This is a genomic window from Micromonospora xinjiangensis (assembly GCF_056150165.1).
This window is the reverse complement of the sequence record NZ_JAXCFO010000002.1, coordinates 720113-740719: the sequence shown is the minus strand read 5'-3', so window position 1 is coordinate 740719 and position 20607 is coordinate 720113. Positions and strand designations below refer to the sequence as shown.

Annotated in this window: 19 protein-coding genes and 1 tRNA gene; 8 read left to right on the top strand and 12 right to left on the bottom strand. The window is 72.8% G+C overall.

Translation table 11 applies throughout. The features are described 5' to 3' along the window. Nucleotides 1-153 precede the first annotated feature (153 nt). The 5 genes from SM573_RS10300 to SM573_RS10280 form a co-directional block, all read right to left on the bottom strand. Nucleotides 154-227, bottom strand: a tRNA-Met gene (locus SM573_RS10300). Between the two features lie 122 nt (nt 228-349). Further along, nucleotides 350-1261, bottom strand: coding sequence for a hypothetical protein (locus SM573_RS10295; protein ID WP_474615956.1), 912 nt, complete (start codon nt 1259-1261; stop codon nt 350-352). Beyond that, on the bottom strand, nt 1251-1760 hold the full coding sequence (locus SM573_RS10290) for a SigE family RNA polymerase sigma factor (RefSeq protein ID WP_474613682.1): 510 nt from the start codon (nt 1758-1760) through the stop codon (nt 1251-1253). Before SM573_RS10290 ends, SM573_RS10295 begins: the two co-directional genes overlap by 11 nt. A 158-nt stretch (nt 1761-1918) precedes the next feature. Continuing rightward, on the bottom strand, nt 1919-4936 hold the full coding sequence (locus SM573_RS10285) for a UPF0182 family membrane protein (protein ID WP_474615955.1): 3018 nt from the start codon (nt 4934-4936) through the stop codon (nt 1919-1921). Between the two features lie 232 nt (nt 4937-5168). Further along, nucleotides 5169-6182, bottom strand: a complete 1014-nt coding sequence (locus SM573_RS10280) for a YlbL family protein (protein WP_474613680.1) — start codon at nt 6180-6182, stop codon at nt 5169-5171. Between the two features lie 112 nt (nt 6183-6294). Between SM573_RS10280 and SM573_RS10275 the strand changes: the two genes are divergently transcribed. Then, nucleotides 6295-7593: a zinc-dependent metalloprotease gene (locus SM573_RS10275; RefSeq protein WP_474613679.1), complete on the top strand. Its 1299-nt coding sequence runs from the start codon at nt 6295-6297 to the stop codon at nt 7591-7593. A 157-nt stretch (nt 7594-7750) separates the two neighbouring features. On the opposite strand, the gene SM573_RS10270 is transcribed toward SM573_RS10275, so the two are convergent. Both SM573_RS10270 and SM573_RS10265 read right to left on the bottom strand, forming a co-directional pair. Next, entirely contained in the window at nt 7751-8356 is a 606-nt protein-coding gene (locus SM573_RS10270) for a hypothetical protein (protein WP_474613678.1), read from the bottom strand. A gap of 56 nt (nt 8357-8412) precedes the next feature. Beyond that, nucleotides 8413-8946 carry a M48 metallopeptidase family protein gene (locus SM573_RS10265; RefSeq protein ID WP_474613677.1) on the bottom strand — a complete coding sequence of 178 codons (534 nt, stop codon included), beginning with the start codon at nt 8944-8946 and terminating at the stop codon, nt 8413-8415. A gap of 526 nt (nt 8947-9472) precedes the next feature. On the opposite strand from SM573_RS10265, the gene SM573_RS10260 reads away from it, so the two are divergent. From SM573_RS10260 to SM573_RS10250, 3 genes are all read left to right on the top strand, one after another. After that, nucleotides 9473-9640, top strand: coding sequence for a DUF5679 domain-containing protein (locus SM573_RS10260; RefSeq protein ID WP_007072829.1), 168 nt, complete (start codon nt 9473-9475; stop codon nt 9638-9640). A gap of 204 nt (nt 9641-9844) precedes the next feature. Next, on the top strand, nt 9845-10897 hold the full coding sequence (locus SM573_RS10255) for a TOMM precursor leader peptide-binding protein (RefSeq protein ID WP_474613676.1): 1053 nt from the start codon (nt 9845-9847) through the stop codon (nt 10895-10897). Between the two features lie 147 nt (nt 10898-11044). Next, complete coding sequence (locus SM573_RS10250) at nt 11045-12391, top strand: ABC1 kinase family protein (RefSeq protein ID WP_474613675.1); 1347 nt, start codon at nt 11045-11047, stop codon at nt 12389-12391. 338 nt (nt 12392-12729) lie between these two features. Here SM573_RS10250 and SM573_RS10245 read toward each other — a convergent pair whose 3' ends face one another. From SM573_RS10245 to SM573_RS10235, 3 genes are all read right to left on the bottom strand, one after another. After that, on the bottom strand, nt 12730-13095 hold the full coding sequence (locus tag SM573_RS10245; protein WP_474613674.1) for a WhiB family transcriptional regulator: 366 nt from the start codon (nt 13093-13095) through the stop codon (nt 12730-12732). Nucleotides 13096-13227: 132 nt separating this feature from the next. After that, the gene (locus SM573_RS10240) at nt 13228-13449 is read right to left on the bottom strand and encodes a hypothetical protein (RefSeq protein WP_474613823.1); all 222 of its coding nucleotides are present in this window, start codon (nt 13447-13449) and stop codon (nt 13228-13230) included. 156 nt (nt 13450-13605) lie between these two features. Then, complete coding sequence (locus SM573_RS10235; protein WP_474615954.1) at nt 13606-15771, bottom strand: ATP-dependent DNA helicase UvrD2; 2166 nt, start codon at nt 15769-15771, stop codon at nt 13606-13608. A gap of 94 nt (nt 15772-15865) precedes the next feature. Between SM573_RS10235 and SM573_RS10230 the strand changes: the two genes are divergently transcribed. Further along, the gene (locus SM573_RS10230) at nt 15866-16111 is read left to right on the top strand and encodes a mycoredoxin (protein ID WP_474613672.1); all 246 of its coding nucleotides are present in this window, start codon (nt 15866-15868) and stop codon (nt 16109-16111) included. Between the two features lie 87 nt (nt 16112-16198). Here the strand turns inward: SM573_RS10230 and SM573_RS10225 are convergent, their stop codons facing one another. Further along, nucleotides 16199-17476: an MFS transporter gene (locus tag SM573_RS10225; protein ID WP_474613671.1), complete on the bottom strand. Its 1278-nt coding sequence runs from the start codon at nt 17474-17476 to the stop codon at nt 16199-16201. 228 nt (nt 17477-17704) lie between these two features. Between SM573_RS10225 and SM573_RS10220 the strand changes: the two genes are divergently transcribed. The 3 genes from SM573_RS10220 (at nt 17705) to SM573_RS10210 (ending at nt 19474) form a co-directional block, all read left to right on the top strand. Continuing rightward, nucleotides 17705-18685, top strand: coding sequence for a helix-turn-helix domain-containing protein (locus SM573_RS10220; protein WP_474613670.1), 981 nt, complete (start codon nt 17705-17707; stop codon nt 18683-18685). 72 nt (nt 18686-18757) lie between these two features. Further along, nucleotides 18758-18991: a DUF397 domain-containing protein gene (locus SM573_RS10215; protein ID WP_474613669.1), complete on the top strand. Its 234-nt coding sequence runs from the start codon at nt 18758-18760 to the stop codon at nt 18989-18991. A 213-nt stretch (nt 18992-19204) separates the two neighbouring features. Further along, the gene (locus SM573_RS10210; protein ID WP_474613668.1) at nt 19205-19474 is read left to right on the top strand and encodes a hypothetical protein; all 270 of its coding nucleotides are present in this window, start codon (nt 19205-19207) and stop codon (nt 19472-19474) included. 160 nt (nt 19475-19634) lie between these two features. Here the strand turns inward: SM573_RS10210 and nudC are convergent, their stop codons facing one another. Then, on the bottom strand, nt 19635-20594 hold the full coding sequence (gene nudC / locus SM573_RS10205; RefSeq protein WP_474613667.1) for an NAD(+) diphosphatase: 960 nt from the start codon (nt 20592-20594) through the stop codon (nt 19635-19637). Between the last annotated feature and the right edge of the window lie 13 nt (nt 20595-20607).

Here is a 20607-nt window from a genome sequence, read left to right as displayed (position 1 = left end):
GAGGTCGTCCCAGCCGCCAAGCGGAGAGCGGCGGGCGGCGGGCACTCGCAAGCGGAAGGCGGCGGGGGCTTCGGCACGCCTGGAATCGGCCCGGTGGAAACGGTCGAGCCCGCCCCCGGAGACGGGGGCGGGCTCGACCTGATGGTTCTCTCGTAGCGGGGACAGGATTTGAACCTGCGACCTCTGGGTTATGAGCCCAGCGAGCTACCGAGCTGCTCCACCCCGCGTCGGTCCGTCCACCGTAGCGCACCACTCCCGTACGCCGCAAAACGGTTGCCGCGACGACGGAAGAGATCTTGGTGGGAACGTTCCCCTGGAGGGGCCGCTTCCCACCAAGATCCCCCGCGACTCAACCCAGCCACCTCGAGATCGCCTGGGCGGCTCGGCGGCTGTAGTCGTCCACCTGGCCCCGCTGGCTCGACGTGCCCTCCCAGCCCATCTCCCAGAGCACCGTGACCACGTCGCCGATGCGGATCACCCGGATCAGCCGGACCGTCGCCGTCTCCGGCGGCTCCGCCTCGGCCCAGCCCGGCGAGCGGACCTCGATGAGCAGCGAATCGTCGCCGTAGTCACCGCCGGGGAGCAGCCGGTACCGGTCGACGCGCCCCGGGTCGGTCTCCCGCTCCGGGCAGCTCCGCACCGCCCGGCGCAGCTCGCCCATCCAGTCGTCGGCGCGTCCGGGGCGATGGATGGTGATGGTGTGCCGGTAGCTGCCGTACGGCACGGCGGCCTCCGGACGGTCCGCGGTCAGGTGGTAGGTGAGCAGACGCGTGCGCTGCTGCACCACCCGGTCGGCGAGGTCGGCGCCACAGAGGTCCGGCAGGATCTCCCCCTCGGTGAAGTACGGCGGGGCCGCGACCGTCGCCGCCGGCGGGGCGAAGAAGGCCCGATCCGGGATGGACTCGGGCGTACGCGGTGGCCGCGTACCGCTCGTCGTGGGGGCTGCCGGCGGCGTGCCGGACGGCGTCGCCGCGGCCGGCGACGGGCTGACCGACGTGGGCGGTGGCGCCGACGGGGAGCCGGTCACCGTCGGGGTGGGCGTACCGGCGGGCGGCGCGAGGGAGCCGTTGTCGGCCGCCAGCACCAGCCGGGTGCCGGTCGCGGTACCCGCGACCAGCAGGGCCACCACCAGCGTCGCCCCGACCACGCGTACCCGGGCCCGGCGGTCCGCCCGCTGGCGCAGCACATCCGGCCCGTCCAGCGGCCGACCGTCGGCGTCGCGGGCGAGCGAGCGGTAGAAATCGGACAGATCACGCGACATCGTTGGCCTCCAACTCCGGGGCCGTCACGCCGGGCAGCAGCGCGGCCAGCCGCGTGCGCCCCCGGGACAACCAGGACTTCACGGTGCCCGTCGGCACCCCCATCTCCCCCGCGACGTCCTCCACCGACAGGTCGAAGAGGTAGCGCAGGGCGAGCGCCTGCCGCTGCGCCGCCGGCAGTCGGCGCAGCGCGGCGAGCAGCAGGACGCCGTCCTCGCTGGGCGGCGGCACCGCGTCCGGTGGACCGCTGCGGGTGAGCACGGAGCGCCAGGCGGTCAGCCGCCGCCAGCGGTCCGTGGCGAGCCGGGCGACGACCAACCGCAGCCACGCCTCGGGTGCCGGGTGCGCGGACATGCGGCCCCACTGCCGCCAGGCCCGGGCGTACGCCTCCTGCACCAGGTCCTGCGCCTCGGTGTAGTCGCCGACGACCGCGTAGCCGTACCGGAGCATCCGCCGCGACGTGCTCCGGTAGAACTCGTCGAAACTGCCCGCGTCCCTCATGTCATCACCACGCTCTTCGCACCTCGTCGCCCGTTTTCAGACAGGACGGACGGACGGCGTGGTTGGTTGCGGTCGGTGACGGGTCGGAGAGACGACAGAGCCCCCGGCGCCGGGACCGGATCGGTCCACGGTGCCGGGGGCTCCGCGTCGTCGGGCGGTCAGCCGCCCGTGCCCGCGGGTGGGCTGCCGCTCGGGGACGCCGTCGGGCTGCCGCTCGGGGTCGGGCTGGGACTGCCGCCGCCGGAGGTCGGGGTGGTCGCCCGCCCCTGGGCCTGCTGGAAGGCGGTGATCGCCTCGTCCAGCGCCTTGAGCGCCCGCCCGTACCGCTCGAAGTCACCGGACGTCTGGGCGGCGCGGACCTCGGCGATGGCCGACTGCACCCGCTCCGCGGCGTCGGCCAGCTCGCCGGTGAGCGGCGGATTGTCCCCGGTGGGCGGCGGTGGGTTGTTGCCGGTGTTCGGCGGGTTGTCGTCGGTGGGCGGCGGGGGCGCGTTCTCCGCGGCCCGCTTGCCCTGCTCGACGAGCTGCTTGATGCCGTCGGAGAGGTTGTTGGCCAACGCCACGAACGAGCTGCCGTCACCGTAGGAGACGAGGACCCGCTGGAGCTGCGGGAACGCGTCCTGGCTGTTGCTCTTCACGTACACCGGCTCGACGTAGAGCATGCCGTTGCCGAACGGCAGCGAGAGCAGGTTGCCGTACTGCACCTGGGCCTGACCGGACGCGGCGAGCAGGTTGAGCTGCTGCCGGATGTCGCCGTTGTTGGTCATCTGCTGGTGCACCTGCACCGGCCCGGAGATCCGGGTCTGGTCGGGCAGCTCCAGCACCTCCAGCTGCGGCTCACCGTTGACGTACGACCCGGAGATCAGCGCGGCGAGGTTCTGCCGCCCGTTCGGGGTGACCGCCGAGGTGAGCTGGAACCGCGGGCCGTCCTGCCCCGGGAACTGGGTGAAGAGGTAGTACGGCGGCTGCGTCTGCCCGCTGTCCGGGGCGTCCGGCACGTTCGGCACCTGCCAGAAGTCCTGGGCCGAGTAGAAGTCGCCGGGGTTGGTCACGTGGAACTTGGTGAGCAGGTTCCGCTGCACCTTGAACAGGTCGGCCGGGTAGCGGAAGTGCTCGGCCAGATCCGCGGGGATCTCCGCCTTCGGCAGCACCAGGTCGCCGCCGAACGCCTTGTTCCAGGCCTTGAGCACCGGGTCGTTCTCGTCGAACTCGTAGAGCCGGACCGTGCCGTCGTACGCGTCGACCGTCGCCTTGACCGAGTTGCGGATGTAGTTGACGTTCTCCCGGGCCAGCTGGAACGTGCCGCGGCCGGTCAGCTCGTCGGTGGTCTCCTCGCGCAGGTTGATCCGCTCGGCGTACGGGTAGGTGGCCGCGGTCGTGTAGCCGTCGACGATCCACTGCACCCGGCCACCGACCACGGCCGGGTACGGGTCGCCGTCGAGGGTCAGGAACGGGGCGACCTTCTCCACCCGGTCCCGCGGGTTGCGCACGTAGAGCAGCTTCGAGTTGTCGTTGACCGCACCGGAGAGCAGGAAGTTCGACTCCTGCTCCTTGATCGCGTAGAGCAGGCGGCGGGTGAACGAGCCGATCTCGACGCCACCGGAGCCGGTGTAGGTGTAGAAGTCGCCGCCGCCCTCGCCGACCGGGCGGTCGAACTCGGCCTTCTTGTTCGGGTCGGTCTGGCCGACGATCGCGTAGTCGTCGTCGCCCATCCGCTCGCCGTAGTAGATCCGCGGCTGGTCGGCGGGGATCTGCTCGGTCTGCGAGGAGCAGCCCTCGCCGGCCTTGTCGCCGAGGAAGCCGGAGACGAAGAAGGGCTGCCCGCTGCACACCTGGTTGGCCGGTGCGGCCACCAGGCCGTAGCCGTGGGTGTAGACGGTGTGCCGGTTGATCCAGGTGTTCTGCTGGTCGGTCAGCTCGCCGTAGTTGATCTCCCGGACGCCGACCACGTAGTCGGAGATCTTGCCGTTGACCCCGTACCGGTCGATGTCCAGCTTCGGGCCGAAGTCGTAGAAGCCGCGCACCTGCTGGAGCTGGGTGTACGTCTCGCTGACCAGCTGCGGGTCGAGCAGCCGGACGTTCGGCACCACCGAGGTGTCGGTGGCCAGGTTGGCCGGTGGGGTGAGGTTGTTCGCCGCGTACGCCGTGGTCTTCGTGTCCCCCAGGTCGAACGCCGCCCGGGTCGCCTCGATGCTGCGCGCGATGTACGGCGCCTCCTTCTCCTTGGCGCTCGGCTTCACCTCGAAGGTCTGCACCGCCCACGGGTAGATGCCGCCGATCGCCACCGCGGAGACGCCGAGGAGGGCGAGCGAGATGCCCGGCCAGACCAGGTTCCGCATCCAGGCGTTGGAGAAGATGATGATCGCGACCGCCACGACGACGGAGATGTAGGCGAGGATCTCCTTCGCCGGCAGCAACGCGTTGACGTCGGCGTAGCCGGCGCCGAAGAGCTTCGCGCCCTCGTTGTACTCCAGCAGCATCGCCCGGCGGTCCAGCACGTACGCGATGGCCTTGAGTGCGACGAAGACCGCCACCAGGGTGCTCAGGTGCGCCCGGGCCGCGTTGGTCATCCGGTCGCCGACGCCCTGCAGCCGCACGCCGCCGAAGATGTAGTGCATGGCGAGCGCGCCGACCACGGAGAGCACCACCGCGGTGAAGCCCACGCCGAGCAGGTAGCGCCAGAACGGCAGCTGGAAGACGTAGAAGCCGACGTCGATCCCGAACTCCGGGTCCTTGATCCCGAAGTCGCCCCCGTTGCGGAAGAGCAGCCACTGGTTCCAGCGGCTCTGCGCCGAGAGGCCGGCGAAGAGGCCGACGACCACCGAGACGACCGCGATCCAGACGCCGAGGCGCGGGGTGAGCGCCATCCGGTAGCGCTCCAGGGTGGCCTGCTCGATGGAGTGCGGGCGCAGCCGTGGACGCAGCCGGTAGCCGAGCCAGAGGTTGCCGCCGACGATCACCGCCATCGCCAGGCCGATCACCAGGAAGAGCAACAGCCGGGTGACGAGCACACCGGTGAAGACCTCGGTGTAGTCCACCTCGTCGAACCACAGCCAGTCCGTCCAGGCCTGCACACCCCAGCCGAGCAGGGTGAAGAGCGCGAACACCCCGACCAGCACGGCGATCGTGACGCGTCCGCGCCGACTCATCCTCGGCAGGGGGCTGCTGCTTCGCATGACCACAGTTGGCTCCGCACGCTCGATTGATCGGCTCCGACCAGGCACCCAGAGTACGGGGTGTTCCTGAACGTGGCGCCCCGTGGTCGCGCCGCGTCGATCGGGCGACGTCGGTTCGCGTCCGGAAACCACGCACGCGGCGCGGACGGACGATCCGGTGGCCGGATCCGGCACCGCTCCGCGTCACGGTGCCATCACGGGGCGTGGCGGAGAGTGGAGGTGCGGGCCCGGGTCAGCAGCGGGTCGGCTGACCGCCGGAGCGCAGCGTCGCCAGGGCGTCGAGCGCCTCGTCGAGCGAGCCCACCCGGATCAGGGGCAGGTCGGGCTGTGGGTTGCGGACCGCCTCGGCGCAGTTGTCGGCGGGCACCAGGAAGACCTTCGCACCGGCGTGCTTCGCGCCGACCAGCTTCTGGGCGATCCCGCCGATCGGGCCGACCTTCCCCTCGTCGTCGATGGTGCCGGTGCCGGCGATCACCATGCCGCCGGTGAGGTCCTCGGGGGTCAGCTTGTCCACGATGCCCAGGGCGAACATGAGCCCGGCGCTCGGGCCGCCGATGTCCTCCAGGTCGATGCTGAGGCTGAACGGGTGCGGCTGCTTCTGCTCGATCTCGACGCCGATCCGCGGGGCGCCGTTCTGGTCCCGGCTGGTGACCTGGGCGGTGGCCGGCGCGCCGTCACGGGTGTAGCCGATGGTCAGCGCGCTGCCCGCCGGCTTGGCCCGGATCAGCTCGGTGAGCCGGGTGGCGACCGGCACGGGCTGGCCGTCGACGGAGGTCAGCACGTCGCCGGCCCTCAGCACCCCGGCGGACGGCCCGTCCCCGGTCACCGACTTCACCACCACCTGCACCGGGAAGCCCAGTTCGCGCAGCGCGGCGGTCTCGGCGCTGGTCTGCGAGGCCTGGAAGTCCTCCGCGTTGCGCTGCTCGACCTGCTGCCGAGACTCCCCCGGCGGGTAGACCAGCTCCCGCGGCACGACCGCCTCGTCCCTGGAGAACCAGCCGGCGATCGCCGAGCGGAGCTTCACCGAGGGCTGGACGCCGACCGTGGTCAGCCGTAACTGCCCCGCCGACGTGGAGGTCGCCCGGCCGGAGACCTGGATGACCTCCTTCCCGTCCTCCGTGCCGAGGGTGTTGACGGTCGGCCCTGGACCGAGCACCACGTACGGGATCGGCGCGCCGAGCACCCCGATGCTGAGCAGGGCGGTGAACAGGGCACCCAGCAGGACGGTCAGGCCGCGACGTCTCATGCGGCAGAGCGTACCGATTGGTCCCCGTCGGTCCTGCGGTGCGCGCAGGACTTCGCCCTCAGCGCAACGCCAGCGACCCGACCAGGGGTGCGGCGCGCGTACCGTAGACGTCGTGCCTGATATTCCGTTCGGTTTCGCGCTACCGGGTGGGCAACCACCAGACCCCAACGACCCCGCGCAGATGCAGCAGTTCATGTCGCAGTTGCAGCACCTGCTCTCCGCGCCGGGCAGCGGGCCGGTCAACTGGGACCTCGCCCGGCAGGTGGCCGCCAGCCAGCTCGCCGCCGCGGGTGACCCGGCGGTGTCGCCGTACGAGCGCAACGCCGTGGAGGAGGCGCTGCGCCTGGCCGACCTCTGGCTCGAGCCCGCCTCGGCCCTGCCCTCCGGCATCCAGACCTCCGTGGCCTGGAACCGCAACGAGTGGATCTACAAGACGCTGGACGTGTGGCGGAAGCTCTGCGACCCGGTGGCGAGCCGCATGGTCGGCGCGATGGGCGACCTGGTGCCGCCGGAGGCCCGCGCGCAGCTCGGCCCGATGCAGTCGATGGTCGCCACCCTCGGCGGCGCCCTCTTCGGCGGGCAGCTGGGCCAGGCGCTCGGCTCGCTCGCCGCCGAGGTGCTCTCGGCCGGCGACATCGGGCTGCCGCTCGGCCCGGCCGGCACGGCCGCGCTCATCCCGGCCAACATCAAGGCGTACGGCGAGGGCCTGGAGCTCCCCGAGGACGAGGTACGCCTCTACGTGGCCCTGCGGGAGGCCGCCCACCAGCGGCTCTTCCAGCACGTCCCGTGGCTGCGCGGGCACGTGCTCAACGCCGTCGAGACCTACGCGGCGGGCATCCGCGTCAACCGGGAGGCGATCGAGGAGGCGATGGGCCGGGTCGACCCGACCGACCCGGAGTCGATGCAGGCGATCGCGCTGGAGGGCATCTTCACTCCGGAGGACAGCCCGGCGCAGAAGGCGTCGCTGGCCCGGCTCGAGACGGCGCTGGCCCTGGTCGAGGGGTGGGTGTGCCACGTGGTGGACAGCTCGGCCGGCGGCCGGCTGCCCAACGTGGTGCGGCTCGCCGAGGCGTTCCGGCGCCGCCGCGCGGCGGGCGGTCCCGCCGAGCAGACCTTCGCCGCCCTGGTGGGCCTGGAGCTGCGCCCGCGCCGGCTGCGCGAGGCCGCCGCGCTCTGGGCGGCGCTCACCGAGCACCGTGGCATCTCGGGCCGGGACGCGCTCTGGGGGCACCCGGACCTGCTCCCCTCCGAGGACGATTTCGCCGACCCGGTGGCGTTCGCGATGGCCGACGTCGACATCATGGGCGAGCTGGAGAACTTCGACTTCAGCGCCCCGGGCGGCCCGCACGAGCAGTCGCCGGGCGAACCGGAGCAGCGGCCGGAGGGCGACGAGGACGACGGCCGTTCCTGATCGTCCCGTCAGCCGGTGGCGTCCGCTCGTCCCAGCGCCGGCCGCGTCGGAAGACCACCGGGTGATCGAGAGGTTTGCGTCGTCCGGAGGCCGCCCGGTGACGCCAAGCTCTTGATCGACCGGGCTCCCTCGGCCCGCTGGGACGGGCGGCCGGCGGTCAGCCGGCGCGGGCGGCGCCGGAGAGCAGGGCGCGAGTGGCTTCCCAGCCCTCGACGGCCGGATCGAGCGCGGCCAGGTCGGCGGGTCCGCGCTGCCGGCGCCAGGCCGGTGTCACCGCGAGGTCGCCCGGCCGGGGCGCGGCGGCGCGCACGGCTGCCGGCAGCGTCTCGTCCAGGTCCACGGGTGGCAGCCACGAGGGTACGGGCAGCCGCGCGGCGACCCCGAGCAGACCACGGCCGCCCTCGGCGGGCGCGACCGCGACCGGGCGGCCGGTCAGCGGGCGCAGCAGCTTTCCGATGGTCAGCCCGGGCAGGTCGGGGGCGTCGGCGGCGATCACGGCCGCCTGGTCGTACCCGGACAGCGCCGCGAACACGGCGCTCGGCGTCGGCTCCGCCACCTCGTACACGGCCATGTCCGGCCACGTCACCGCCTCGGCGACCGCCCGGTCGGCGGGGGTGACCGCCACGGCGGTGTCCACCTCGGTCAGCATGGCGAGCAGGTCGACGGTGTCCTCGGCGAGCGCTGTGCGCCACCGCACCGGGTCGACGCCCGGCGGCGCCCACGTCACGGGCCCGAGCAGGGCCACCACCACCCGCCGTACCATTCCCCGACCCTAACGCCACACCCCGGCGGCGCCCACCGCGGCCGCGCGAGGGCCGGTCACTCCGTGAGGGCCGGGACCGCCGCGGCGGCGGCGACGCCCTCCAGGTAGCCGCGGGCCCGCTCGGACTTCGGGTAGCGGGCGACCAGCGCCCAGAACTCGGCGTTGTGGCTCGGCACGATGAGGTGGGCCAACTCGTGCAGCAGCACGTAGTCGATCACCCAGTCCGGCATCTCCTGCACCCGGTGGGAGATCCGAATGGTCCGGTCCGCGGGTGTGCAGGAGCCCCACCGGCCGTTCTGGTTGGTGACCCAGCGGACGCTGGCCGGGACGGCCTGGCTGCCGTGGTCGGCGAGGTAGGTGTGCAGCAGCCGGTTGGCGCGGGCGAGCAGCTCGCCGTCGGAGCGGGCCAGCCGCCCCTCGCGGGCGGCCAGCCGGGCCAGCATGCGGTCGACCCATTCGCTCTCCTCGGCCCGGGAGAACTGGTCGGGGATCAGGACGACGACCCGCTCACCGTCGCGGTACGCGGACACCGTGCGCCGCCGGCGCTGGCTGCGCCGTACCTCGACGACCGGCTTACGCGCCCCTGCCATCACAGACCCGCGCAGCCTCGGTTTGCTGCCACGAGGGAAAGCTACTGCCTAGTGACCAGGGGTACGCAAGGGTCAACCCGGCGACACGCGCCCGGAAGATGGTGATTGGTCGCCAGGAGTCCTGAAAATTTTCTTGCCGGCACGCCCGCGATGGCCATCGTCACGCTTCGTGGCGACCCGAACGGCCGCCACCTGGGACAGCGGCTCGACTCCTCCACCGTAGGTGATCAACCGGCCGGGGCGTCGCCCGGGGTGCTCGCGGGGGGCATCTGTGACGGTTCGGTCGGCGTGTCCCCGCCAAACTGACTTATCCGACCTTGTTCGCCGTGCACACTCTCGTGGTCGGCTTCCTCACAGTGTCGCCGCACAGCTGACATGGAACTGCCCAGCCCTGGGTAGGGTCCGCGGACCAGCGGCCACGCGGGTGGCCGCAGGAGTTAGACCCGGCGCCGGCGCCCCCCGTGGCCCGCCGCAGGGAACCCCGCCGGGACGGACATCGACCGGCGGACGAGACGAGGAGGGCACCGTGGCCGACCAGGCCCAGACCTACAACGGTTACTGCGTGAAGTGCAAGGAGAAGCGGGACTTCGAGGGGCACATCGAGGTCTCGAAGACCGGGATGAACATGGCCAAGGGCAAGTGTCCGGTGTGCGGCACAACAGTGAACCGCATCCTGGGCAAGGCCAAGGTCTGACCCGAGTGCGTCGACGGGGGAGGGGAGGCCCGCAAGGGCACCCCCTCCCCCTCGTCGTCACGGAGCGAGCGTGTCGGCTGCCCGACACCACCGCTCGAGGGCTGTGGATAACCCGCGATTTCCTGTGGACAGCGCAGGACAGGGCGCTCCACACCTGTGGACAACGATCGACGTAGCGCACGGACGCGGTCACTATTCGTTGTCATGAGTCGCGCCACCCTGCCCCGTCCCACGCTGCTGCCCGGCCTGACCCGGCTCTGGCGCGACCGGCACACACTCCAGCTCGGAGTCGACCCGGAGCGGGCCGTGCTCATGGAGATCGCCGATCCCCGCACGGCCCGCCTGCTGGACCTGCTCGACGGAAGTCGCAGCGAACGCGGCGTGCTGGCCCACCCGGTCGCCGCCGAGATCGGCGCCGAACAGGCCCGCACCCTGCTCGACGCCCTGCATACCGCCGGGTTGCTGGTGCCCGGACACACCCTGCTCCCCCGCGACCTGGCCGGCCCGACCCGGGCCCGGCTCGGCGCCGAGGCCCGCGCGCTCGCACTCGCCGCCGCCCGCCTGCCCGCGACACCCGCCCAGGTGCTGCGCCGCCGCCGTGCCGCGCGGGTGCTGGTGACCGGCGCCGGTGGGCTCGGCGCGGCCGTCTGCGTGGCGCTCGCCCAGGCCGGCGTCGGGCAGGTCACCGCGGATCTCGTCGGTCCGGTGCGCCCGGTCGACCTCATCGGCACCGGCATCCCCGCCGCCGACCTCGGCCGCCCGCTCGCCCCCGCCGTGCGGGCGGCCGTCGCGCGCACGGCCCCGGGCACCGGCTCGCCGCCCGGCCGGCGCGGCCGAGCCGACCTGGTGGTGCAGCTCGGCATCGACCGCCCGGCGGCCCTGCTCGCCGCCGCGCACGCGCAGCGCCGCCAGCCGCACCTGCTGGTCACGGTCCGGGAGGGCGTGCCGGTGATCGGGCCGATGGTGCGCCCACCGGCCGGGCCCTGCCTGAACTGCGTCGACCTGCACCGCGCCGACCGCGACCCGGCCTGGCCCCGCCTCGCCGCCCAGCTCGCCGGCGAGGAGCCCGCCCCGGCGGGCGCCACCGCCAGCCTTCTCGTGGCGGCCGGGTTCGCCGCCGCGGAGGTGCTGGCACAACTCGACGGCGGCACCCCGGAGACGATCGGCGGGGCGGTGGAGGTGAGCGAGCCGGGTCGGTTCCGGCGCCGCGGCTGGTCGCCGCATCCGTCCTGTCGCTGCACCCGCCGGAGCCGCTGATCCGCGGGCACGACCCGCAGCGCTCAGGTCACGATGGGTCGACTCCTGTCCCCCCGTGTCCGATCTCCCGCCCGTCGTCCGGACCGAACGGCGGGTGCCGAAGGCGCTCAGCAGCCGCGGACCCGCTCAGTCGGTAACAATGACCGGGTGACCGACATCCCGCGCCGGGCCGTGTCCCGGACCGCCAAGCTCGCCTCACTGCCGCTCGGCTTCGCCGGGCGGACCGTCCTCGGCATGGGAAAGCGCGTCACCGGGCTCGCCTCCGACGTGATCAGCGCGGAGATCCAGCAGCGCACGGCGGAGCAGCTCTTCAGCGTCCTCGGCCAGCTCAAGGGCGGGGCGATGAAGTTCGGCCAGGCGCTGTCGGTGTTCGAGGCGGCGCTGCCCGAGGAGATCGCGGCCCCCTACCGGCAGGCGTTGACCAAGCTCCAGGAGGCCGCGCCACCGCTGCCGGTCGCCAGTGTGCACAAGGTCCTGGCCGAACAGCTCGGGCCCGACTGGCGGGACCGGTTCGTCGAGTTCGACGACACCCCCGCCGCCGCGGCGAGCATCGGCCAGGTGCACCGGGCGGTCTGGCGTGACCCGGGTTACGGGCCGTCGGGCGCGCCGCAGCACCGGGACGTGGCCGTCAAGATCCAGTACCCGGGCGCCGGGGACGCCCTGCTCGCCGACCTCAAGCAGCTCTCCCGGCTCGGCGGGATGTTCCGGGCCATCCAGCCGGGGCTGGACGTGAAGCCCCTCCTCGTGGAGCTGCGGGAGCGGATCACCGAGGAGCTGGACTACGAGCTGGAGGCCGAATCCCAGCGCGCGTTCGCGGCCGCGTACGCCGACGACCCGGAGATCTACATCCCGGCCGTCGTCTCCTCCGCACCCCGGGTGCTGGTCACCGAGTGGGTCGAGGGGACGCCGCTGGCCGACATCATCCGGGAGGGCACCGAGGAGCAGCGGAACGAGGCCGGCCGGCTGATGGCCACCCTGCACCTCTCCGCGCCGATGCGGGCCGGGCTGCTGCACGCCGACCCGCACCCGGGCAACTTCCGGCTGCTGCCGGACGGCCGGCTCGGGGTGATCGATTTCGGGGCGGTGGCCCGGATGCCGGAGGGCACGCCGGAGCCCATCGGCCGCATCGCCGCGCTCGCCCTGCAGGACGACGCGGACGAGGTGGTGGCGGGGCTGCGGGCGGAGGGCTTCATCGGGGCGACCGAGGAGATCGACGCCGAGGGGGTGCTGGAGTTCCTCCGTCCGATGCTGGAGCCCATCGCCGCCGACGGGTTCCGGTTCACCCGGGCCTGGCTGCGGTCCGAGGCCGCCCGGCTGGCCAGCCCTCGTTCCCCCACCTACCAGCTGAGCCGCAAGCTCAACCTTCCCCCGTCGTACCTGCTCATCCACCGGGTCACCCTCGGGTCCATCGGGGTGCTCTGCCAGTTGGAGGCCAAGGCGCCGTACCGGAGCATCCTGGAGCGGTGGCTGCCCGGTTTCGCGCCGGTCGCCTGAGCCGCCCGCCGTCCTCCCCGGCCACCCGCCCCGCGAACTCGTCGTAACGCCCGAGGGGCGGGCGGCCGGTGCTCCGGCCACCCGCCCCTCGGATCGGTGCGTGTCAGTAGAGACCCAGGTCGCGGGCCGCCTGCTGGCGGCCCTTCATCGCGACGGTCAGGGCGGATCGGGTTGCCTCAGTGCTCGTGGTGGTGCGACCGGCCTGAGGCCGGCGCATTCGGGCCCGGGACAACGCTTCGTGAAGTAGTTGCATCTCGACTCCGTTGGGTACGTGCAGCATCGTGGTCTCACTCGTCACCGGCGTGGCACCGGAGTAGTTGGGACGGATCGGGTTCATGTCAGGCCGCCAACCGGACCGCGTTGCGCCCCTGGGACAGCCCACTGGCCGCCAGTCGCGCCTCGGCCTCGACCCGCAGCGCGGCGTCGCGGGCGACGTCCTCCTTGCGCGGACGGCCGCGGGGCCGCTTACGCGGGACGACCGCGCCACGCTCGAAGATCTCGCCACCCCAGACGCCCCAGGGCTCGGCCCGCTCGACCGCGCCGGCGAGGCACTCGACGCGCAGCGGGCAGTCCCCGCAGAGCGACTTGGCCAGCTCCAGCTCGGTGGGCGAGTCAGAGAACCACAGGTCAGGGTCGAACTTCCGGCAGGGCAGGTTCGCCTCGATCTCGACGTTCACGTCGAGCGAGGCCAACGCCAGACTCATCGCCCGGTCACCTCTCTCTCACTTCGATCTCGTGGATCGCGTTTCCGACTACGTGGGCGGGACAAAAAACTGAGGCCGCGGATCCCGGTATGCGGGTTCCGCGGCCTCGAGGTGAGCCGGTCGGTCTGGTGATCAGACCGGTCTACCTCGAGGTGGAACGCCGCGGACGTCCATGCGCTTCTTGGCGCCATCGACACCCATGCCCGTGAAGCCACTGGTCCCCCGGAGCCCGTTCGGCGCGGCGGCGAGGATCAGCTCGGCCTGAGCCTCGACCTGGTGCACCTGCGGAACCGACGGTCGCGTGGCCGCCAGAGCCACCCGGACAGCCGACAGCGGAGCGTGGGCAGCTGGCATCGCCGCCGGACGCTCATAGATGAAGATCTCCACGGGTGCCACCTCCCTCACGTGCCTCGTGCCGACTCGGTCTCGACCCTCGTGAGCAGCGCGAATGACGCCGCTCGCGAGGTGTGTCCTGAGGCTATGCCTCCCCCTGGGGGGAGGGCAAACGAATTACGGCTCGATTTCCAAAGTTTTCTCGGGGCAGATTTCGTCGACCGACGCGCCCCCCACCAACGCCAGTACCGATTCGCCGTAGAGGCCCAGTTTGCGGGGGCCGATCCCGGCGATGGCGATCAGCTCCTCGGGGCGGGCGGGCCGCCGCTCGGCCAGCGCCGTCAGCGTGGCGTCGGTGAAGACCACGTACGCCGGGACCCGCTGCTCCGCGGCCACCCGCCGCCGCCACTCCCGCAACCGCTCGTGCAGCTCCTCGTCGATGTCGGACGGGCAGGTCGCGCAGCGACCCAGCTTGCGGTCCGGGCCGGCGAGCAGCGTCGCGCCGCAGATCCGGCAGGAGACGATCTGCGTCCGGCGCCGCTCCGGCCGGGCCGCGGGGCCGGTGCCGCGGGCCCGCTCACCGCCGCCACCGGAGCGGTCGAGCTGCGGAAGGAAGCGCGACGGGCGTCGCGCCCGCCCACCCGGCGAGCGGGCCACGGCGTACGACAGCCACAGCCACTCCCGGGCACGGGTGATCCCCACGTAGAGCAGCCGGCGCTCCTCCTCGATCTGGTCGAGCGTCTTCGCGTACGTGGTGGGAAGGGTGCCCTCGGAGAGGCCGACGAGGAAGACCGCGTCCCACTCCAGCCCCTTCGCGGAGTGCAGCGAGGCCAGGGTCACCCCGTCGAGCGTGGGCACGTGCTGCTGGCTGGCCCGGTGGTGCAGCTCGTCGGTGAAGGCGGCCAGGGTGACCGGGCGCTCCACGCTCGCCGCCTCGCCGATGGGCAGCACCGGGGGCGTGGCGGCGTACTCCTCGGCGAGCTGGACCAGGGCGGCGAGCGCCTCCCAGCGTTCCCGGGCGGCGCCACCGGCCGGCGGCGCGTCCGGGGCCCAGCCGACCGCGGCGAGCGCCTCGATGACAGCCGCCGTGAGCGGGGTCTCCCCCGGGATCGAGCGGGTGGCGGCCCGCAAGGCGACCATCGCCTGCCGCACCTCGGCCCGTTCGAAGAACCGCTCCGCGCCCTGCACCACGTACGGCACCTCGGCCTCGGTGAGCGCCTTCTCGTACGCCTCCGACTGGGCGTTGGTGCGGAACAGCACGGCGATCTCCCGGGCCGGGGTGCCGGCGTCGATGAGTGCCCGGGCCCGGGCGGCCACGGCGTTCGCCTCGGCCGGCTCGTCCGTGAAGATCCGCAACTCCGGCTCGGGGCCGGGCGGGCGCTGCCCCCGCAGCTCCAGCCGCAGCCGGGCCTCGGCGCCGCGAGCCTGGGAGATCACCGCGTTGGCCAACCCGACGACCTGTGGGGTGGACCGGTAGTCCCGGACCAGTCGGACCACCACGGCGTTGCGGTGGTGCCGGGGGAAGTCGACGAGGTACGACGAGGTGGCCCCGGTGAAGGAGTAGATCGTCTGGCTGGCGTCGCCGACGACGGTCAGGTCGTCCCGGCCACCCAGCCAGGCCTCCAGCAGCCGCTGCTGGAGCGGGTTGACGTCCTGGTACTCGTCGACCACGAAGTGCCGGTACTGCGCGCGTACCTGCTCGGCGACGTCGGCGTGCTCCTCGATGCCCCAGACCGCGGCGCGCAGCATGTCCTCGAAGTCGATCACGCCGTTGGCGCGTTTGATCTTCTCGTACGCCGCGAAGACCTCCGCCACCTTCGCCGACTCGTGCGGGGTGTCGCGCAGCGCCTTGGCGGCCGCCACCACGTACTCGGCCGGCTCGACCAGGGACGACTTCGCCCACTCGATCTCGCCGGCCAGGTCCCGGGCGGCGGCCCGGTCGGTGCGCAGACCGACCCGGGCGGCGGCGAGCGTCACGAGCCGGACCTTGCTGTCCAGCAGCTCGGGCATGGCGCGCCCGTCGAGCAGCCGGGGCGCGAAGTAGCGCACCTGACGCAGCGCCGCCGCGTGGAAGGTGCGTGCCTGCACCCCCGCCACCCCGAGCTGGGTGAGCCGGTGTCGCATCTCGGCGGCGGCCCGCGCCGTGAACGTGACCGCGAGCACGTGCCGGGCGGCGATCTCGCCGGTCAGCGCGCGGTGAGCGATCCGCGAGGTGATGGCCCGGGTCTTGCCGGTGCCGGCGCCGGCGAGGATGCAGACCGGCCCGGCCGGCGCGGTCACCGCCCCGCGCTGCTCGGGATCCAGCCCGGCGAGCACCCGTTCCGCCGCTGAGTGAACCACCACAGCAGGGAATTCTCGCAGCCGTTCAGGATGTTGCAGCGACTAGCCTCGGCTTGATTCGGCAAGCCGCCGAGCGGAGCAGTTGGAGGATCTGACCATGCTGACGATGTATTCCACCTCGTGGTGCGGCTACTGCCACCGGCTGAAGTCACAGCTGGACCGGGAGGGCATCAAGTACGAGGTGGTCGACATCGAGCAGGACCCGGCGGCCGCGGAGTTCGTGATGAGCGTCAACGGCGGTAACCAGACCGTGCCGACGCTGCGCTTCGAGGACGGCAGCGCGCTCACCAACCCGTCCGTCGTCCAGGTCAAGCAGCACCTCGCGTCGATCGCCGCCGCCTGACCCGTACGCCTCGAAAGGGTGGCCGTCCCGCCGGACGGCCACCCTTTCGCCGTCCCCGGACCGCCCCGCTCGGGGTCGGCCTCGACCTCAACGGCCGCGCCGGCGGCGTGTCGCGCCGACGACCTCGTGATCCACGGAGTCGGCCGGGCGGCGCGGGGAGGGGATCCGCCGGGGCCGGGCCGGCACCGGGGGGCTCAGGTGCCGCGCCCGCCAGAGGTAGGCGCCGGCGAGCAGGGTGACCACGCCGGTCGACAGGAAGAGCAGCCGGTAGTCGAGCGCGCCCACCAGCAGCGCCCCGGCGCCGATCGATGCCGCCTGCGGTCCGCTGACCACCGCCTCCGAGGCGGCCGTGACCCGGCCGAGCAGCCGCGGCGGCGTGCGGCGCTGGATGAGCGTGTTCAACCCGACCATGGTGAGCGGGAGCGAGACGCCGGCCAGGAGCACCGCGACCACGCCGAGCCGGAGGTCGGGGTAGGCCAGCGCCAGCGCGGCCGGCCCGAAGAAGCCCAGCCCCGCGGCGAGCGTGCCCACCTCGCCGAGGCGTCGCACGGCACCCGGCGAGCAGAGCCCGCCGACCAGCCCGCCGATTCCCTGGATGGTGACCAGCACCCCGACGAACGCGGCGTCCCGGCCGAGGCCCTGGTCGACGTACGCGAAGATCAGTGACTCGGTGAAGCCCATCACGAGCGAGCCGAGCCCGTAGCCGAGCAGTGCCCGGCGCAGCGCGGCCTCGCCGGCCAGGTGCCGCAGGCCGGCGCCGATCCCGGCCGGCCAGCGCGTCCGCGGTCCGGCCGGCGGCGCCTCCGTGGTGGGCAGCATGGCCACCACGACGGCCGCGGTCACGAACCCGAGCACGCCGATCCCGGCCAGCGCCGCGCCGCCGATCGCCGCGTAGAGACCGGCGCCGGCGAGCGGGCCGACCAACCGCAGCCCCTGGCGTACGGTCTGGAGCACACCGTTCGCCTCGGCCAGCAGTTCGACCGGCACCAGTTGCCGGATCAGCCCGCTCAACGCCGCGCTGAGCGCGAGGTAGGAGAGCCCGTAGAGGGCGGCCACCGCGTAGACGACCCATACGTCGGACCGGTCCCGCACCAGGAAGAGCGGGCCGAGCAGCACGGCGGTCACCAGGTTCGCCACCACGAAGAACGGCCGGCGCGGGTAGCGGTCGACGAACCACCCGACCAGCGGTGCCAGCGTCATCGGCGCGATGACCGCGAAGATGGTGGCGCCGGCCAGCCCGTCGGACCCGGTGAGGTCCTTGACCCAGATGGCGAGCGCCAGCAGCAGGATCGACTCGGCGCTCATGCTGGCCAGCAGCCCGCAGAAGAGCAGACGGAACTCGGGGCGGCGCAGGACGGTGCGCATGGAACCTCCGGCTGGACGGGACGCGCCGCGGCGGGCACAGTCTGGAGAGGTGTGTTGGCCGGTCCGGCGGCGTCGTCGCGCGCTCGTACGTTCCACGGTCCTCTTTTCTGCGAGACACGCCCCTACCGGAACCTCCGACGCCGGTCGCGCCGTCCATACTGACTGTGGGGGGCGAACTTCATACAGTTACCGTCGCGTCCGCGGCGGTCGATGGGAAAGAGGGCACCCTTGCCTCCTGCCTCACCCAGCCCGATCCTGCGTCGCCGCAGGTTGGGCACTGAGCTGCGCCGACTGCGCGAGACCGCCGGCCTCACCGGCGACCAGGTCATCGAGCGGATCGGCTGGGCATCCGCGTCCAAACTGTCCCGCCTGGAGAACGGTCGCAGCCGGCCCGACCCGGAGGACGTCCGGACCCTGCTCGACCTCTACGGGGCCGACGAGCCGCTGCGCAAGGAGCTGCTCGGCATCACCCAGGAGGCCGGCGACATGCGGGGCTGGCTGAAGAACTTCCCGGTGATGACGCAGCAGCAGCGCAGCTTCGCCGAGTTGGAGGCGGGCTGCGTCGAGATCTCGGAGTACAACCCCGTGCTCGTGCCCGGCCTGTTGCAGACGGCCGGCTACGCCCACGTCCGCATCGTCTCGGCCCGGCAGGTCGCCGAACGGGCGGGCGACCCGGAGCCCACCGACGAGCCGGAGACCGAGGTGCAGGCGCGGCTGGCCCGCCAGACGCTGCTCACCCGGGAGCCCGACGCGCCCCGTTACACGGCGGTGATCGAGGAGGCGGCGCTCGGCCAGCGCGCCGGCCCGCCCGAGGTGCTCCACGAGCAGCTGGTCCAGCTCTGCGAGCTGGCCCTGCTGCCGAACGTCACCCTGCACGTGCTCCCCCGCGACACGCGGGTCGGCGACTGGTACCTCCCGCCGACAGCGTTCTCCCTCTACCGGTTCGCCGACCCGCTCGATCCGGAGACGGTGGCCATCGAAGGTGGCTTCACCGACGTCATGTCGACCGAGGCAAAAACCCTAAATCGCTATAAAGTGGTGTTCGAGTGGCTATGCACGGCGGCACTTCCCGCCTCGGACACCCTCTCCTGGCTGATCGAGGCGACGGGACGGCTGACCGGGACGGCATCCCCGTCCACTGTGGCGTACGGGTCGGCAACGGCGCCGACCCAACGCCGCCGGCAACCGGGGCGGCTGACGGAACGGTGATCCACGGGGGACCCTCCGTCGGGACGTGCGGCACCACTCGTCCCACTGGAGCGGTTCGAATGGAGCAGAACCATGAACGAGATCCGCAACAACCCGTCCACCGCCCTGAACCTGGCGGACGCCCCGTGGCGCAAGAGCACCCGCAGCCAGACCTCGAACTGCGTCGAGGTCGCCCCGCTGGGCGAGGCCGCGACGGTGGCTCTGCGGGACAGCAAGGACCCGGACGGTCCGGTGCTGCTGTTCAACCGGGCCGGCTGGCTCGGCTTCATCGCGGGCGCGAAGAAGGGCCAGTTCGACCTGAACTGATCCGCTGAACACAACGGGGCCGCCGGTGTGATGCCGGCGGCCCCGTCGCGTATTGATCTCAACCCGCCACTGACCAGGCATCCCCTGATCGGACGAGGCTCCGGAACGATAGGCGAGTTTCACTTGCTGTGACGAACACCGGGCGTAACATGACGACTGAGTGCCGTGGAACTTCCACACCGGCTCACAGTCGCGGTTCATCCGGAGACGCCCATGCGGTTCCTGATCGTTCGCACCGACATCCGCGCCGTCGCCGACGGCGACATCGCCGCGGCCTGGGCCGGCGGCCACCGGCTGCGGGACGAGACGACCGCCCCCGAGCCACGCCGGCAGGTCGTCCACGCCGAGGACCGGGACGCCGCGCTGCTGCTGGCGCGAGCCCTGGCCTCGGTGGGAGCGGTCCGCGCCGGCCGGCAACGGGTGAAGGTACTGCCACTCAGCGAGCCGGACATCGCACGACGACGCCGACCGGGCGTCACCTGAGATGTCCGTCGTGGCCGGACCGGCTCCCCCGCCGTGTTCCTCGCCCACCGACCACGACGGCCGTGTTCCCGGCCCGTGACCGCCGCGGCAACGACGGTCACGGGCCGGGACCGTGTCCGGGGTGCCTTCCGTGGCCGCACCGGCGTGGCCCGTCCACCGCTCAGCGCGGAACGTCCACCCAGCCGTCGAGCCAGCGGTGGATGAGGAACAACGCGATCGACGCGGGCGGCGGCAGCATCAACCGGGCGCCCCCGCCCACGTCCACCGCACGCCCGGCCAGCGCCGCGCCGATCTCGGCGCGGGTGAACCAGCGGGCGTACGCGATCTCGGTGGGGTCGATCCGCACCGGGTCCTCGGGATCGGCGGTGGCGAGGAAGCCCAGCATCAGCGAACCCGGGAACGGCCAGGCCTGGCTGCCCACGTACGTGATCTTCTCGACGCCGACGCCGACCTCCTCGCGCACCTCGCGCAGCACGGCGGCCTCGGCCGACTCCCCCGGCTCGACGTAGCCGGCGAGGCAGGAGAAGCGCCGCTGCCCTGGGCTGCTTGGCCAGGCGGCGTTGTTGCCCAGCAGGCACCGCCCGTCCTGACCGTCCACCCCGTCGTGCACCAGCACGATCATCGCCGGGTCGGTGCGCGGCCAGACCCGGTCACCGTTGCGGTCGATCCGGGACCAGCCCGCCTCGTCCATCTCCGTCGGCGCGCCCGTGGCCGACGAGTAGAGGTGCCGCACGTGCCAGTTCAGCAGCGCCAGCGCGGTGGTGAACAGCCCGGCGTCCCGGTCGCCGAGCAGGTGGCCCACGTCCCGCAGGCCGACCGCCCGCGTGCCGGGCAGCGCCGGCAGGGGGATGTCCACCGCGAAGACCGGCACGTCGTCCTCGTCGACACCGAGGAACATGGCGCCCGCCTCGCTGCCCGCCGGCAGGTCACCCGCGCCGAGAAGGACCAGCTTCGGGGGGTTCGCGTCGGTACGCACCAGGGTGCGCCCGTCCGCCGTCGAGTCGAGTACCAACACCCGGCCCCGGAGCCACGCCTCGGCCAGCCAGGCGGGATCGGTGCGGCGGTGCGCCGCCCGGTCCAGGGTGGAACGGGCCAGTGGTGGGGCGAGCTCCCCGCTCATGCGCCCGCCTCCC

What these genes read in the sequence shown, in the direction of transcription:
- SM573_RS10295 (WP_474615956.1), bottom strand. Translation starts at nt 1,261, where the DNA reads ATGTCGCGTGATCTGTCCGATTTCTACCGCTCGCTCGCCCGCGACGCC.
- SM573_RS10290 (WP_474613682.1), bottom strand. Translation starts at nt 1,760, where the DNA reads ATGAGGGACGCGGGCAGTTTCGACGAGTTCTACCGGAGCACGTCGCGG.
- SM573_RS10285 (WP_474615955.1), bottom strand. Translation starts at nt 4,936, where the DNA reads ATGCGAAGCAGCAGCCCCCTGCCGAGGATGAGTCGGCGCGGACGCGTC.
- SM573_RS10280 (WP_474613680.1), bottom strand. Translation starts at nt 6,182, where the DNA reads ATGAGACGTCGCGGCCTGACCGTCCTGCTGGGTGCCCTGTTCACCGCC.
- SM573_RS10270 (WP_474613678.1), bottom strand. Translation starts at nt 8,356, where the DNA reads ATGGTACGGCGGGTGGTGGTGGCCCTGCTCGGGCCCGTGACGTGGGCG.
- SM573_RS10265 (WP_474613677.1), bottom strand. Translation starts at nt 8,946, where the DNA reads ATGGCAGGGGCGCGTAAGCCGGTCGTCGAGGTACGGCGCAGCCAGCGC.
- SM573_RS10255 (WP_474613676.1), top strand. Translation starts at nt 9,845, where the DNA reads ATGAGTCGCGCCACCCTGCCCCGTCCCACGCTGCTGCCCGGCCTGACC.
- SM573_RS10245 (WP_474613674.1), bottom strand. Translation starts at nt 13,095, where the DNA reads ATGAGTCTGGCGTTGGCCTCGCTCGACGTGAACGTCGAGATCGAGGCG.
- SM573_RS10240 (WP_474613823.1), bottom strand. Translation starts at nt 13,449, where the DNA reads ATGCCAGCTGCCCACGCTCCGCTGTCGGCTGTCCGGGTGGCTCTGGCG.
- SM573_RS10230 (WP_474613672.1), top strand. Translation starts at nt 15,866, where the DNA reads ATGCTGACGATGTATTCCACCTCGTGGTGCGGCTACTGCCACCGGCTG.
- SM573_RS10225 (WP_474613671.1), bottom strand. Translation starts at nt 17,476, where the DNA reads ATGCGCACCGTCCTGCGCCGCCCCGAGTTCCGTCTGCTCTTCTGCGGG.
- SM573_RS10215 (WP_474613669.1), top strand. Translation starts at nt 18,758, where the DNA reads ATGAACGAGATCCGCAACAACCCGTCCACCGCCCTGAACCTGGCGGAC.
- SM573_RS10210 (WP_474613668.1), top strand. Translation starts at nt 19,205, where the DNA reads ATGCGGTTCCTGATCGTTCGCACCGACATCCGCGCCGTCGCCGACGGC.
- nudC (WP_474613667.1), bottom strand. Translation starts at nt 20,594, where the DNA reads ATGAGCGGGGAGCTCGCCCCACCACTGGCCCGTTCCACCCTGGACCGG.